This is a genomic window from Flagellimonas oceani (assembly GCF_011068285.1).
Taxonomy (GTDB): domain Bacteria; phylum Bacteroidota; class Bacteroidia; order Flavobacteriales; family Flavobacteriaceae; genus Flagellimonas; species Flagellimonas oceani.
Map to the genome: position 1 here is coordinate 45777 of NZ_CP049616.1, position 14794 is coordinate 60570.

17 protein-coding genes are annotated in these 14794 nt (G+C 41.7%); 8 read left to right on the plus strand and 9 right to left on the minus strand.

The features are described from left to right. Position 1 precedes the first annotated feature (1 nt). The 5 genes from GVT53_RS00200 to murI all read left to right on the plus strand — a co-directional run bounded on the left by GVT53_RS00200 (position 2) and on the right by murI (position 5876). The gene (locus GVT53_RS00200; RefSeq protein ID WP_166246898.1) at positions 2 to 742 is read left to right on the plus strand and encodes an isoprenyl transferase; all 741 of its coding nucleotides are present in this window, start codon (positions 2 to 4) and stop codon (positions 740 to 742) included. Beyond that, positions 714 to 3350 carry an outer membrane protein assembly factor BamA gene (gene bamA, locus GVT53_RS00205; protein WP_166246899.1) on the plus strand — a complete coding sequence of 879 codons (2637 nt, stop codon included), beginning with the start codon at positions 714 to 716 and terminating at the stop codon, positions 3348 to 3350. The genes GVT53_RS00200 and bamA overlap by 29 nt, the downstream gene beginning before the upstream one ends. A 276-nt stretch (positions 3351 to 3626) precedes the next feature. Next, entirely contained in the window at positions 3627 to 4448 is an 822-nt protein-coding gene (locus GVT53_RS00210; RefSeq protein ID WP_166246900.1) for an OmpH/Skp family outer membrane protein, read from the plus strand. Positions 4449 to 4497: 49 nt separating this feature from the next. After that, a complete protein-coding gene (locus GVT53_RS00215; protein WP_166246901.1) occupies positions 4498 to 5007 on the plus strand; it encodes an OmpH/Skp family outer membrane protein in 510 nt (169 codons plus the stop codon). Positions 5008 to 5096: 89 nt separating this feature from the next. Then, a complete protein-coding gene (gene murI / locus GVT53_RS00220; RefSeq protein WP_166246902.1) occupies positions 5097 to 5876 on the plus strand; it encodes a glutamate racemase in 780 nt (259 codons plus the stop codon). 4 nt (positions 5877 to 5880) lie between these two features. On the opposite strand, the gene GVT53_RS00225 is transcribed toward murI, so the two are convergent. Both GVT53_RS00225 and GVT53_RS00230 read right to left on the minus strand, forming a co-directional pair. After that, a complete protein-coding gene (locus GVT53_RS00225; protein WP_166246903.1) occupies positions 5881 to 6372 on the minus strand; it encodes a dihydrofolate reductase in 492 nt (163 codons plus the stop codon). Beyond that, entirely contained in the window at positions 6369 to 6761 is a 393-nt protein-coding gene (locus GVT53_RS00230; RefSeq protein ID WP_166246904.1) for a 2TM domain-containing protein, read from the minus strand. The genes GVT53_RS00225 and GVT53_RS00230 overlap by 4 nt, the downstream gene beginning before the upstream one ends. A 54-nt stretch (positions 6762 to 6815) precedes the next feature. Between GVT53_RS00230 and GVT53_RS00235 the strand changes: the two genes are divergently transcribed. Both GVT53_RS00235 and GVT53_RS00240 read left to right on the plus strand, forming a co-directional pair. Beyond that, on the plus strand, positions 6816 to 7910 hold the full coding sequence (locus GVT53_RS00235; RefSeq protein WP_166246905.1) for an aminotransferase class V-fold PLP-dependent enzyme: 1095 nt from the start codon (positions 6816 to 6818) through the stop codon (positions 7908 to 7910). A gap of 141 nt (positions 7911 to 8051) precedes the next feature. Beyond that, entirely contained in the window at positions 8052 to 8348 is a 297-nt protein-coding gene (locus GVT53_RS00240; RefSeq protein WP_108244834.1) for an isoamylase early set domain-containing protein, read from the plus strand. Positions 8349 to 8411: 63 nt separating this feature from the next. Here GVT53_RS00240 and GVT53_RS00245 read toward each other — a convergent pair whose 3' ends face one another. The 4 genes from GVT53_RS00245 to GVT53_RS00260 all read right to left on the minus strand — a co-directional run bounded on the left by GVT53_RS00245 (position 8412) and on the right by GVT53_RS00260 (position 11083). Continuing rightward, positions 8412 to 9911, minus strand: a complete 1500-nt coding sequence (locus GVT53_RS00245; RefSeq protein WP_166246906.1) for a Kelch repeat-containing protein — start codon at positions 9909 to 9911, stop codon at positions 8412 to 8414. A 137-nt stretch (positions 9912 to 10048) separates the two neighbouring features. After that, positions 10049 to 10474, minus strand: a complete 426-nt coding sequence (locus tag GVT53_RS00250; protein ID WP_166246907.1) for a Dabb family protein — start codon at positions 10472 to 10474, stop codon at positions 10049 to 10051. A 59-nt stretch (positions 10475 to 10533) separates the two neighbouring features. After that, positions 10534 to 10698, minus strand: a complete 165-nt coding sequence (locus tag GVT53_RS00255; protein WP_166246908.1) for a hypothetical protein — start codon at positions 10696 to 10698, stop codon at positions 10534 to 10536. A 166-nt stretch (positions 10699 to 10864) separates the two neighbouring features. After that, on the minus strand, positions 10865 to 11083 hold the full coding sequence (locus tag GVT53_RS00260; RefSeq protein WP_240905106.1) for a helix-turn-helix domain-containing protein: 219 nt from the start codon (positions 11081 to 11083) through the stop codon (positions 10865 to 10867). 111 nt (positions 11084 to 11194) lie between these two features. Between GVT53_RS00260 and GVT53_RS00265 the strand changes: the two genes are divergently transcribed. Continuing rightward, a complete protein-coding gene (locus GVT53_RS00265) occupies positions 11195 to 11398 on the plus strand; it encodes a hypothetical protein (RefSeq protein ID WP_166246865.1) in 204 nt (67 codons plus the stop codon). Between the two features lie 59 nt (positions 11399 to 11457). Here the strand turns inward: GVT53_RS00265 and GVT53_RS00270 are convergent, their stop codons facing one another. The 3 genes from GVT53_RS00270 to GVT53_RS00280 all read right to left on the minus strand — a co-directional run bounded on the left by GVT53_RS00270 (position 11458) and on the right by GVT53_RS00280 (position 14793). After that, on the minus strand, positions 11458 to 12003 hold the full coding sequence (locus GVT53_RS00270) for a hypothetical protein (protein ID WP_166246909.1): 546 nt from the start codon (positions 12001 to 12003) through the stop codon (positions 11458 to 11460). Between the two features lie 71 nt (positions 12004 to 12074). Then, positions 12075 to 12899 carry a thymidylate synthase gene (locus GVT53_RS00275; protein WP_166246910.1) on the minus strand — a complete coding sequence of 275 codons (825 nt, stop codon included), beginning with the start codon at positions 12897 to 12899 and terminating at the stop codon, positions 12075 to 12077. A gap of 433 nt (positions 12900 to 13332) precedes the next feature. Next, positions 13333 to 14793, minus strand: coding sequence for a NupC/NupG family nucleoside CNT transporter (locus GVT53_RS00280; RefSeq protein ID WP_166246911.1), 1461 nt, complete (start codon positions 14791 to 14793; stop codon positions 13333 to 13335). Position 14794: the final 1 nt, after the last annotated feature.

A 14794-nucleotide genomic window follows, 5' to 3' on the forward strand; every position in this document is an offset into this window, starting at 1 on the left:
AATGCACACACTAGAAGACGTAGATAAGGAAAAACTCCCGCAGCACGTGGCCATTATTATGGATGGCAACGGCAGGTGGGCCAAACAGCGTGGAAAGCTCCGTATGTTCGGCCACGAGAACGGGGTGGAATCCGTGAACCAAACCGTGGAGAACTGCGCAAAGCTCCAGATTCCCTTTTTGACCCTTTATGCCTTTTCCACCGAAAACTGGAACCGGCCCAAAACCGAGATAGATACTTTGATGAAGCTCTTGGTGAATGCCCTAAAAAGGGAGTTGAAGACCTTGAACAAACATAATATTAGGTTGAAGGCCATTGGAAAAATCGATACACTGCCCAAAAAAGTCCACAAAGAACTTAACGAAGTGATGTCCAAAACCGAAAATAATTCGGGGATGACACTAACGCTGGCACTCAGCTATGGCTCGCGGGAAGAGATAAAAACGGCCGTTCAGGAGATTGCGACCAAAGTTAAAAATAACATAATTTCCCCCGAAAATATTGACGAAACAGTTATAAATACACATCTTTACGCGCACTTTTTGCCTGATGTAGACCTACTTATCCGCACCAGTGGCGAATGTAGGATAAGTAATTTTTTACTTTGGCAGATAGCATACGCCGAATTATATTTTATTGATGTATTTTGGCCCGACTTTAGAGAGAACCATTTGGTAGAGGCCATATTAAGTTATCAAAACAGAGAACGACGATTTGGAAAAACGAGCGAACAACTTAACTAAGGGTATCAAAAACATCATACTTTCAACCCTTATTATCCCATTATTTTTATTTTCAACCCAAGGTATTGCCCAAGAGACCAATTTTGAAGAAGGCAAGCAGTACATATTGGGAGGGTTGACCGTAACAGGCTTACAGAGTTACAACGAACAAACCGTAAAAAGCTATACGGGGCTACGGGTGGGACAGCCCATCAAGGTGCCAGGGGATGAAATAAGCGCAGTGATCAAAAAGCTCTGGAACCTCGACCTGTTCAGCAATGTGGAAATGTTCTACACCAATATCGAGGACGACAAAATATTTTTGGAACTCAGTATCACCGAACGCCCGACCTTGAACAATGTGACCGTTTACGGTGTCAAAAAGCGTAAAGTAGAGGATATTATTGACGATACCGATCTTAAAAAGGGAAAGAAAATCACCGAAAGCTTAATTGCCAACACCAAGAACTATCTTCAGAACAAGTACAAAAAGCAAGGGTTCCTGAATGCCAAGGTGAACATTGCCACCACTGCGGATACTACGGGGACCAACGTTCAGAACATGGTCATCAACGTAAATAAAGGCGATAAGGTAAAAATTAAGGATATCAACTTTGTGGGCAATGAAAAGTTATCCGACAAGAGACTTAAAAAATCACTGAAAAATACCAAAAAGAAAAAGTTTTATCGTTTTTGGAAGAAATCCAAATACATTGAAGCCGATTTTGAGGAAGATCTGGATAATTTGATAGATACCTATGCCGAAAGGGGATATAGGGATGCCCGGGTGCTTTCGGACACTTTTGTAAAATTGGACGAGAAAAATATAGAGCTTACCATTAAAGTGGAGGAGGGCGATAAATATTATTTTGGCGATATTGATTTTGTTGGTAACTCAGTTTACACGGATAGAATGTTGAGCCAAGTGCTCGGAATCAAAAAAGGGGATACCTACAATGGTGTACTCCTTAAGGAGCGTATAGCCGACGATTCCGACCCGGATGCGGCCGATTTGACAAACCTTTATCAAAACAACGGTTATCTGTTCTCCAGTATAAACCCGGTCGAGGTCTCCGCCGTAAACGACACCATCGATTTTGAAATACGGATCATTGAGGGCAAAGAAACTTTCTTGGATCACGTAACGGTTTCAGGAAACGATAAGACCAATGACCATGTAATTTACAGGGAAATCAGAACAAGGCCAGGGCAAAAATATAGTAAGTCCAACATCGTAAGGACGATACGGGAATTGGGCCAGCTAGGATTTTTTGATGCAGAGCAGATTGTGCCTGACATTCAAAATCCAGACCCCAACGCAGGTACCGTGGATGTGAACTATAGCTTGGTGGAATCGGGCTCCAGCCAGATTGAGCTGCAAGGCGGTTTTGGTGGTGGAGGTTTTATAGGTACTTTGGGACTCTCTTTCAGTAACTTCTCTTTAAAGAACATTTTCAATAAGGAAGCGTATAGGCCAGTACCCATGGGAGATGGTCAAACCTTTGCTTTGCGTTTGCAGGCCAGTAGGACCTTCCGAGTGTACAGTTTGAACTTTTCCGAACCATGGTTGGGCGGTAAAAAACCGGTAAGGTTTAATATGTCGCTTTCCAGAACACAACAGTTTGCTACAGGGTTCGATCAAAATGGTAGATTGGATGTACAGAAAGATCGTGGTTTTTCCATTACAGGTATAACCGCAGGTTTGGCAAAAAGGGTACAATGGCCCGATGATTACTTTACCATTTCACACTCTTTGGGTTATCAATACTATAAGTTCGATGATTACGATTTGGGGCTATTTAACTTTGGTAACGGTAGTTCAAATTCATTGACATACACTTTTGGTATTTCCAGAAGCTCCCAAGGTCCCAGTAGAATTTTCCCCATGACGGGGTCCAACTTTGAGCTTACGGCAAAATTTACACCGCCATATTCGCTCTTTGGCAACAAAGATTTCAAATCGTTAAGAGACCGTAGAAAGGAGTTGACGGATATCTCTCTGGAAAGAGCATTGACCACTCAGGAAGCCAATGAAATACGGGAGATAGAAAAGGAACGTTTTAGGTGGTTGGAGTTCTATAAGGTGAAGTTTAAAGGGGATTGGTATACCAATATTGTGGATAAACTGGTATTGCGTACCAATGCCGAATTTGGTTTCTTGGGTTCTTATAATAATGACATTGGGGATGTGCCTTTTGAACGTTTTTATGTTGGAGGCGATGGTCTAGGGAACTTTAGTTTGGACGGAAGGGATGTGGTGCAGCTCAGAGGTTACGAGAACAGCTCGTTGGCCTTTTCAGTATATAACCCGATTCGACAGAGAGCACAGCAAGAAGGTGGGGTCATCTACAACAAGTATTCCATGGAGCTTCGATATCCTTTGACCTTAAAACCATCAGCGTCCATTTACGTACAAACATTTTTGGAAGCAGGTAACGCGTTCAATAACTTTCAGGACCTTAACCCTTTTGAGCTGAAAAGATCGGCAGGTGCAGGTTTAAGGATCTTTATGCCGGCGTTCGGTCTTTTGGGGATTGACTTTGGATATGGTTTTGATGCAGATAACGTTAGGCCAAATGCCGGGCCCAGTGGTTGGCAGACACACTTTATCATTGGACAACAATTTTAATGATTATAATCCGTTTGAGTTAAAAAGATCTGCCGGAGTGGGGCTACGTTTTTTTGGGCCGGTATAGAATACTCTCTGGAATCAATTCTGATGAAAAGCTACATCTAATGGCAAAATCAGGATTCAATATGGGGCAAGTGATCGGTAAACGGACTTCATCATCGGGCAGCAGTTTTAATTTATGAAAAACGTGTATTTCTTATTTATCAAATAGTTCATTTTGAATAAATTAGTAATTTTGGCACGATATTTTCTATGTAAAATGCGGAATCAAAGATGAATACCAAAGTTCTTTTAACATTAGTCGTTTTGTTGACATCCTTTTATGGGTTTTCCCAACGCGGTGTGCGCATAGGGTATGTGGATATGGAATATATCCTTGAAAATGTGGAGGAGTATAGGGATGCCACGGAACAATTGAACACCAAGGCACAAAAATGGAAGCAGGATATCGAGCTGAAGCAAAGCGTCATCGAACAAATGAAAAAAGATTTGATGGCCGAAAAAGTGCTCCTGACCGATGAACTGATTTTGGAGCGGGAAGAGGAAATCCAGCTATTGGAAAAGGAAATGTTGGACTACCAGCAAGACCGTTTTGGACCGCAAGGGGATTTGGTGCTGCAAAAACAATTGTTGATACAGCCCATTCAAGACCAAGTTTTCAACGAAGTACAAAAAATCGGCACCAATAAAAGATACGATTTTATTTTTGATAAATCCGCAGATGTTGTAATGTTGTACTCCGAAAAAAGACACGACATAAGTGACTTGGTTTTAAGGGAGATAGGACGCACAAGAAAAATAAGCGCATCCAATAAAAAACAAGAACAACAAAACCGCTTGGATCAGTTCCAAGAAGAGGAAGACCAAATAAGCGATGCGCTCAAGGAAAGGCAGGAACAGGCCGAAGAGGCCCTTGAGGAAAGGGAGAAGGCGGCAGATGAGCGGAGAGCCGAAAAATTAAAGGAAAGAGAAGAACGAAAGAAAGCATACGAAGAAAGAAGAAAAAAATTATTGGAAGAGCGCGAGGCCCAGCGAAAAGCCAAATTGGAAGAGCGAAAAAAAGCGCAAGAACAACAAAAGGATTCAATAGGATAGTTTATATTGAAACACTAAATTTAAAGTCAAAAAAGTAACGTTGAGAATCATGAGAAATGTAAAAAGAATCGCTGTAGCCCTAGTATTGTTTGTTGCGGCTACGGGTTTTGTAAATGCACAGAGCAAAGTTGCACACATCAATGTACAGCAACTATTGTCTGATATGCCGGAGATGAAGGCTGCACAGGCCGAATTGAAGAAATTACAGGAAACCTACAGAGCGGACATCCAAAGCTCCATGACAGAGCTTCAAAACAAGTATACCCAGTACCAAAACGAAGCTACTTCCAAAACAAGGGAAGAGAACGAACAAAGAGCAGTTGAGCTTCAAGGGTTCGAAAAAAACATTCAGGAAGCAGAGCAAGCGGCCATGCAGGAAATGCAGAAAAAGCAACAGGAACTGTTCGCTCCAATTTCTGACAAGGCCAAAGCAGCTATCGAAAAAGTAGCAGCCGCCAAAGGTTACGATTACGTAATCGATGCCAGCCCAGGGTTGAGCTTGATCGTAGCAAAAGGTCCAGACCTTTTGGCAGATGTAAAAAAGGAGTTGGGTTTCTAAACCTTGCCGTCAACAATATTTTATTTAAAAACCGCTTTTTTTAAAGCGGTTTTTTTATGCCATAAAAATTTAAGCCACTATTTTTAATCATGCAAAAACCAATTGGCATTTTCGATTCAGGGGTAGGGGGTACTTCCATTTGGAAAGAGGTGGCCAAGATGCTGCCCAACGAAAACACCATCTACTTGGCAGATAGCGCCAATGCCCCCTATGGTGAAAAGTCAAAAGAAGAGATTCTAAGCCTCAGTATAAAAAATACCGAGTATTTGCTCAACGCCGGGAGCAAGATCATTGTAGTGGCCTGTAACACCGCCACAACAAACGCCATAGATCATCTCCGTTCACATTACGATGTTCCATTTATTGGTATTGAACCGGCGATCAAACCTGCTGCCCTTCAGACCAAAACAAAAAAGGTAGGGGTATTGGCCACCAAGGGAACGCTATCCAGTAGTTTGTTCCACAATACTTCCAAACTCTTCGCCGAAGGCATCACTGTCTTGGAACAGGAAGGAAAGGGTTTGGTGGAACTGATAGAGGCCGGCAAAATTGATTCCCCGGAGATGAGAAGCCTATTGGCGACTTTCCTGGATCCCATGCTCAAAGAGAATATAGATTGTTTGGTGCTCGGATGCACCCACTATCCCTATCTGATTCCTGTTTTGAGGGAAATGCTCCCGGAACATATCAATATTATCGACTCTGGAGAGGCCGTGGCGCGCCAAACCAAGGCCGTTCTGGAACAGAACAATCTGCTATCGGACAGCGAAAATCGCCCCGATCATATCTTTTATACCAATGCAGATGTAAAGGTTTTGAAAGATTTGGTCGACGACCCTACGGCCCAGATATCTTCTAAGGATTTTTAAGACCCTATTTTCTTTTGTAGGTGAGGTAGGTAAAACTGTATTTGTGACGATCATCCTTTGGATGATGCTCCTCCTTGACCAACTCCCATTGCTCTTCATCGATCTCGGGAAAAAAAGCGTCGGCCTCAAAGGTGCCGTGCACCCGTGTGAGTTCAATATCCGTAGCGCGGTCCATGGACTGCTTGTAAATTTCCCCGCCCCCGATAATGTAGGCAGTTTCGTTGTCCGCGACCAAGGCAATGGCATCCGCCAATGAGTGGACAATGGTACAGGGAAACTTCGGTGTGTAATCTTCGTCCCGTGTAATGGCAATATGGGTGCGGTTGGGCAAAGGTTTTGGAAAACTCTCCAAGGTCTTTCTGCCCATAATGATCTTGTGTCCAGAGGTCAGGTTTTTAAAACGTTTAAAATCGTCCGGTAAATGCCACACCAAGTCGTTGTCCTTGCCAAGGGCATTGTTTTCGGCCGCCGCCGCAATAATGATCAATTTTCTCATTGATCTTTTTTTTTATTGATCTTGGAAAGGGGAAAGTCCGTTTCTATTTCCTTTTGGATCTCGCCGATACGTTTTTTTTGAAGGTTTACCAATCGCTCGCGTTGCTGGCGCTCCCAATTTTGCCCCATGAATTTGTGGGTCACAAAAACATTGAAGACATGCAGGACCAAGAAAAGGGTCCAAGCCAGTACGATCCAAATGGACCAATCGTAAGTCTCTCCGTACTTGAGTACTTTGTTGGCAAGAATCAAAAAAATACTTCCGATCAAGAAAATTACGAAGTGGGAGAACAGTCGCTTCTTTTGTTTGATGCGCTTATGGGCATTCTCCAAAAGTTCGTGCTGCTCCAAATCTATTTCCGACTTCTTCTTTTTACCAAATGACAACATGGAATGGCTATCTTTATCAACAAAGATAATTGAATTGTATCCAAAAATCCCGATATGCAAACCCTAAGAAAAAAATTCCCCGTGCTTAACCATTATGTTTATGCCAATACAGCATCCGCAGGTCTGTTGAGTGAAGATTTGATGGAATGGAGACAAGGGCACGACCTGGATTATCTGATCGGAGGAAGCGAGATGAAGAACAAGGGCTTTGCCCACATGCCGGAGATCAAGAAGACCATTGGCAAGTTTTTCAATTGCAAATCCGAGAATGTAGCTATGGTGCCCAATTTTACTTTGGGGTTCAACCTGTTGCTGGAAGGATTGCCCAAGGATAAAAAAGTATTGCTCGTCAACAAGGATTATCCCAGTGTAAATTGGCCGTTCGAGACACGAAATTTTGATCGGGATTATGTGGATGCGGATGAAAATATGGAAGAAAGCATCCATGCCAAGGTGAAGAAAGGTGATATCGGTATTCTTGCGCTAAGTTTGGTGCAATGGGTAGATGGGGTACGTATTGATTTTGATTTTTTGAAGGATTTGAAAAAGGAATTTCCCGACCTGATGATTTTGGCCGATGGCACCCAATATTGTGGTACCGAGCCTTTCGATTTTGAGGCATCGGGAATCGATATTTTGGGGACAAGTGCCTACAAATGGATGCTAGCAGGGTATGGGAACGGATTTTTCTTGGTGAAGGATGCGGTCATGGACCGGTTTGAGCTTCGGGGGATAGGCAATGGTTCCGTAAACAACGATGCTTCCAAACGGGACAGCATTACTTTTTGCAAGTTCTTGGAACCGGGCCATTTGGATTCCCTCAATTTTGGGAGCTTGGAGTTCGCGGTCAATTTTTTGGACGAAATAGGCCCTGAAAATGTGCAGGCCCAGCTGCAAAAGCTGTCAAAAAAAGCAATGACGGCATTTACGGAGCTTGATCTACTGGAGCCTGCAGTTATCAAAAGAAAGCGGCACAGCACCATATTCAATATAAAGGGCGACGAGAATCTCTTCAATAAACTCACCGAAGAAAACATAGTGGCCTCGCCACGGGGCGGAGGCATTCGATTGAGCTTTCATTTTTATAACACCGAGGCGGAAATAGATGTTATCGCAACACTTCTAAAGCGCTGGGCGTCAAAATCATAATTGGTAAAAAACGCCGATCTTATTTGCTAAAAGTAATCCTTCGGTTAGGTGGATTTTATCAAATTGATAAATCGGTTCTAACTAATTGTAAATAAACGGTTTTATGTATTGTTTTGTACTGAAATTAAAATTTTCGGTACCATGGCAATTAAAAAACAATACCTGAAGAGCAAGCCTGTTTGCAAAGTAACCTTTACGGTTCCTGCAGATGAGGCGGAGACCGTTGCAGTAGTTGGCGATTTCAATAAATGGAATCCCAAAAAGAGCGGCTTAAAAAAATTGAAGAACGGAACCTTTAAGGGTACGTTCGAACTACCTGTGGAGAACAGCTACGAGTTTAGATATTTGATAGACGGCAACTATACCAACGATGGTGAGGCAGATCGTTACCAATGGAACGATTACGCCGGCACCGAAAATGCCGTTTTGGAAGTTTAAAAAACACTATCCGCCATCAGTTTGCCCCAAAATTGGTGGCGGATTAATTTTGTCTACATCAAATTATATCCCGCTTAAATCAACAACCTGGGTAGTTATAGTGCCTGAATTTTGTATAGCAAGATATAGTTTCTTTTTTAGCACGGTCATCGCAACGATTCTTGCATCATTATTGCTTAGGTTTTCCATTGTAATAGGTATTTCGGATAAATTCCCTGTAAAGGTGTCATAAGCTCCAAGATATAGAACCCCATTGTTTTCAGGAGAGGGAATTTGCCCGGCAAAAAACAAAAGGTTTTCAAATCGAGCTGCCGAGGTAAATCCCAAATCAAAATTAAGGTTAATAAATTCAGTGGATTTACTTCTTAAATTATAGACTAAAATGTTTGGTAAATATATGGTGGGTGAATCCGTGGGATAGTATTGGCCCCCAACTATGTATAAGTTGTCGTCAATTGTGGTGCCCTGGGTGTATCGTCGAGGAGAATCTGAAACGTATTCTTGTTGAAATCCTTGAAGGTCGTTATTGTACTTTAGAATGGTAAGGGGAACCAAAGGGGCTCCCAAAGCTTCTAGCTCACCACCAAAAGCATAAATTTGGGAATCAACGGATGCCGTTCCCGACCTAGAAAGATTTTGTTCCAGCCCATTTGGTATAGCAGTAATCAACTCATTAAGGTTTAAGTCTGTTTCCCAGATATGTCCACTGCCAAAAACAATCAACTTATTATTATGAAAATGAAGCCTGCTTGAGACAAACTCGCTTTGTGAAAATGGAATTTGTATTGAGTTTAATGACTGGTCGTTAAGACTGTATTTGTATACATTTCTGGTTTGGTTTTGGAATCTGTATGAAAGATAAAGGCTGTTGGTCTTATAGCTAGCATTGAAACCTGTACTTAAATTGTAGCTTAAAATAAAATCAAAGTCATTTAAGTAATTAAAGTTTAGGGAAGATGGTATTGTTTTGTAGTCCTCGTTAACTTTTTTCTTTAGTCTAAACTCTATAAAAGCTTCATCGTTTTGATTGTTGTCTGTAAATAGCGTTCCTTTTACGGTTTCGTTTTCGTCTAACGTGATTTTTAGATTGGATGTTATTAGCTCCCCTTTTTCGTCAATATTGAAGTTGAATGTTTCGGGCGAATAGTAATTATCATCGGAAGTTCCTTCTATAAGATCATACCCTTTTCTTTTTTTCCATGTTAGAGCGCCGGAAACGTAATCTTGTGTACCATTTGTGCTGGTTTCAAAAATAAATTCATCATCTTGAATGCTTACGTTCTCCGATATATCAGTAGAACCGGTAGTATTGGTACGGGTTGCAGACTCTATTTTCCAAACGGTCAAAGTTTCACCTGACAAAATGTTTAAAAACTCCTGCCTTTCTTCTATTGAAATGGACTGCTCTTCTTCTTCGGTTTCACTTTCTTCTTCATTTGGCTCTTCAGGTTCTACATTCTCCTCCTCGATTATATTCTCTTCTTCAATTACATTAAGGCTTGAATCGGAACTGCAGGAATTTAAAATTAAAAACGTAAACAGAGTAAGGACAACTTTTTTCATTGGTTTGGAGGTTGATAATGGTTAGGTTATCGTCTAATTTATGCCTAAAATATAGGTAATTTATTTAGTTTTTAGGAGGAAAAATCTTCGGTTTTGCGTTATAGACTGATAAGTTATTGATGTTTAGGCTTTTGTTTTCATTTGGTCCAGTAATCCACAACTGTTACATCGGCAATATGCGGGCCTACAATGTCGCCAAAGGCCAGGTGATCGGGATGGGTAAGGTAAGTGTCTCGGTCGGCTTCGCTATCAAAGGTTAAAAAGAAACAATGGGTAAGTCCCTTGTTCAAGTTCTCCGGGCTGTTGTTGGTGCCCCATTCGTAGCCTTTAATTTCAGAAATTTTGGAGGGCAATGCGTTAAAGGCATCTTCCACTTGTTTAACCTCCTCCTCGGAGGAAGTGTCTTTAAATTTGAACAATACTACGTGGCGTAATTGCGGACCTTTCACTTCTTCTGTTGCTTTTACAGTTTCTTCTTCCTCTTTTTCGGTGGTTTCTTTTTTGGGTTCTTCGCCACAACTGGCAAATAACAGTGCGGCAAATAGGGTGATGATGGGTTTCATGGGATACTAGGTTTGTATGTTTTTGAAAGTTTGAATTCCGAAAATTTGGATAAATACTGTTAGCTACAAATTTTATTTATAAACGATTCGTATGAAATCCTTTTTCCTTGGTCGAGTTCCGTTAATCCTTCTTTTATCTCTTGTTGTAGCTCTATGGATAATTCATTCCAAAAATCTTCTATTTTCCCTTGAATTAATTCCAATTTGGAAGTTTTTGAATCCATTAGTTCGGTTTGAAACAAAAGTACAATTTTAATCGGCTCACACTTGCTTTAGTGAGCCTGCCTTTGTCGGTGGACAGGTGTTTCGCTTGTGTACGCATTTTAGCATTCTTGGTATGAGCCAAGAGGCTTGCCATATTGGGGTTTCATGGTTTTTATTGTTTTGGAATTAAAACTTGAACAGTTCTATAAACTCAATTTCAAGTGCATTTGCAATAGTGTATAACGTGTAAGTGTTCGCTGAAACTTTGTGGTTTTCGATGAGTTCGATATGTTGTTTATCGCGACCGCATAATCTTCCCAACTCAGCTTGAGAAATATTTTTTTCCTTTCTGAGCTGTTTGATTCGATTCCCGATTTTTATTGATAATTCCTGCTTTGTCAACATTGAATGCTTCCTAACAAAACAAAATTGACCAGATAAAATAGAAGAAACGTCATAATATATTATGACAAATTAAAATTATCAACTACTTTAGGGTCATATTTTCTTGTGACAATGAAGGATTTTGATAAAAATACTACTGTTATATTTTTTTCTGAATTGTTTGAAGATGCCTACGCCTCTCCTGTTGAACTGGCCGAAGTTTTGGATTTGGGCATTGAAATGCTTTTTTATGTGGAGGAAGATGTTTTTTCCAAAGAAGATATGCGAAATGTGGTAACTGCTTTAAGAAAGATAACTTTGGAGCTAAGAAAATGATTTCTTCGAAAAATAATGGCTGGTGCGAGCCAGGAGATTCATGCTAGCTTAGGCATATTTTAATCAATCCTTTTTATAAATAAAGATGCTATCGCAATCAAAATTGAAAATATGCTAACTACTATTGCAATATTGGAGTTTCTACGATTTAAGTATTGGTCTTCAAATGACTTCCCATCAAGATAATGTCTTAATCCTTTTTCAGTTAGTTTGATTTTTGATTTGATAGGATTCCCCTCTATAAAATAGCTCTTCATAATAAGCTCCTTTCGAACTTTTTGAACTTGTTTATCTAGCTTATTGCCAATCTTAAATCCTGAATTTTGGAGTCGTTTAGATAGTCCAAATGCCAACTCCTGTTTATTAGATATTATTTGACAGAACTCAGTGCCTCTTGTGGTATAATAGGCTCTGAATTGTTTTGAATTTGTTAATTGCTCGACAAAGCGCTCTGTTCTCGGTTCTTTAAGAGCTGATGGGTCGTCATATGTGATTGAGCTGCCATCACCCTCCATCCGTTGTACTATTTCATTGTAGCAATGGTCATATACAAAGTCAATTAAAATATCCTTAATACGTTCATTTTTAGTTTTGAATAGATTCATGACCATTTTAATGAATAAAATTTATGAGGCGCTGCTTTCATAATAATTTTAAACGGAAAACAATTTTCTGACTACACCGCCACAACCCCCTTAATATGCGGGTGTGGGTCGTAGTTCAGGAGCTCAAAATCGTCAAAGGTAAAGTCAAAAATATCCTTTACTTCGGGGTTCAGTTGCATGGTGGGCAAGGGTCTCGGGTCGCGGCTCAATTGCAGTTCCACTTGCTCCATGTGGTTGTTGTAAATGTGGGCATCACCAAAGGTGTGGATAAAATCCCCGGGCTGGTAGCCGCAAACTTGGGCCATCATCATGGTAAACAGCGCATAGGACGCAATATTAAAAGGCACCCCCAAAAAGATGTCCGCACTACGCTGGTACAACTGGCAAGAAAGTTTGCCATCCGCCACATAAAATTGGAAAAAGGCATGGCAGGGCGGGAGGGCTGCCTTTCCGTTGGCCACATTTTCCGAAAAAGATACCGAAGTGTCCGGCATTACACTGGGGTTCCAAGCAGAAACGAGCATCCTGCGGCTATTCGGGTTGTTTTTCAAGGTCTCTACCACTTCCTTGATCTGGTCGATTTCCTCGCTGTTCCAATTGCGCCACTGGTGCCCGTACACAGGACCAAGGTCACCGTTTTCATCGGCCCACTCGTTCCAGATGCGCACACCGTTCTCTTGCAGATAGGCCACATTGGTGTCCCCTTTTAAAAACCATAACAATTCATGTACAATGGATTTGAGGTGCAATTTTTTGGTGGTCACCATGGGAAAGCCCTCAGAGAGGTCAAACCGCATCTGATAGCCAAAAACGCTCAAGGTTCCTGTTCCTGTACGGTCCCCTTTTTGGTTTCCGTGTTCCAATACGTGTTTTAGAAGGTCGTGGTACTGTTTCATGCTGCCTGTTCCGTTACTGATGTCATTTCGAGTGATTTTCCGCTGGCGGAAAATGGTATCGAGAAATCTTATCCGATTAAACTTAGGTCATTTCAACACCCCCTTCGACTATGCTCAGGGATATAGCTCGGTATGACAAAAAATCAATCCATCGAAATTACTGCAATGGGTAGGTTTTTGAAACAAAATCCCAAAAGACTTATGAAGAGTTTATTAACTGGTTTGGTGTAATTTTAATTTGCTGTTTGATTACAAAATTTGTCAACTCGAGTGATTTTTCGAGGGAAAACGTAGAAAAATTGTATCGAGAGTTAGAATTTAAAAGATATTCCGCTTGTTCTCGATACGATTTTCTTTGGTTTCGACTTCGCTCAACCACCAAAAATCACTCGAACTGACGCGTTATTCTTTAGCTTCCTTAACCTTAAAGCATCTACCCCAAAATCATCCCGGCAATAGTAGCGGACAACAAGGAAGCCAATGACCCGCCCAAAACGGCCTTCATTCCAAAAGCGGACAACACCTGGCGTTGACCCGGGGCCAAAGAACCGATTCCCCCGATTTGAATGCCGATGGAAGCAAAGTTGGCAAAACCACAGAGCATGTACGTGGCCATGATCACGGATTTGTTGTAAGTAAAGTGAACACCGCTTGCCACATTTTTAAGATCGGCCAATTGAATGTACCCGACAAATTCGCTTGCGGCCAATTTTATCCCAAGCAATTGCCCCATGAGCATAATGTCCTCGTTGGCGACACCAATGAGCCACATGAGCGGGGCAAATATGGTCCCCAGAATGGCTTCCAAGGAAAATTCGGTGTACGGGGAATTGGCGGCTATCCAGTTATTGAAAGTGGTATGATCTCCGACCCAGCCCAAGATTCCATTGATCATGGCGATAAAGGCCACGAAGACCAAAAGCATGGCCCCAACATTCAAGGCGAGTTTTAAACCTTCGGTGGTGCCGTTGGCGATAGCATCCAAAATGTTGGCACCTATTTTTTCGGAAGACACCTCTACATCTGTATTGACCTTTTCGGTCTGCGGATATAATATTTTTGAAATAACAATGGCGCCCGGCGCGGCCATTACGGATGCTGCCAAAAGATGCTTGGCAAATACCAAACGAAGTTCGGGGTCGTCACCGCCCAAAAATCCGATGTAAGCCGCCAGAACAGCTCCCGCAACCGTGGCCATGCCGCCGATCATCACCAAAAGGATTTCGGATTTGTTCATTTTTTCCAGATAGGCCTTGATGAGCAGGGGCGCTTCTGTCTGTCCCAAAAAGATGTTGCCCGCTACGGAAAGACTTTCCGCTCCCGAAATACCCAAACTTTTGGAAAGCAACCATGCCATCCATTTTACCACTACCTGAATCACACCCAAGTAATAAAGCACGGAAGTCAATGCGGAGAAAAATATAATGGTGGGCAAAACTTGAAACGCGAAAATATAACCAAAGGTGTCCATGTCCACCACCAAGCCTTCAAACAGGAACTGGCTTCCGGCACGGGTAAAGTCCAAGATGCTGACAAAAATGCTTCCGACCTGTTCAAAAATATATTGTACAAAGGGGACTTTGAGCACCCCAATGGCTATTAAGATCTGCAATGATAAACCGATTCCGACCGTTTTCCAATTGATGGCTTTTCTGTTGGAGCTGAACAAAAATGAAATCAGAATCAGAACGGCCATTCCCAACGCCCCGCGAAGCAATGTGGTAATGGTAAAACCTTGATTGGGAACGATCTCTGCAGTTTCCTGTACGGAAATATTGTCCGTAATGGTGGAGCCGATGGCAACGTTGAGTGAATCTGAAGGCAATGAATTTTGGCCGAAAGCGACCGAACAAAGAAGTAAAAGTATCAGTAAACTTTGGGTCTTTTTCGCCATG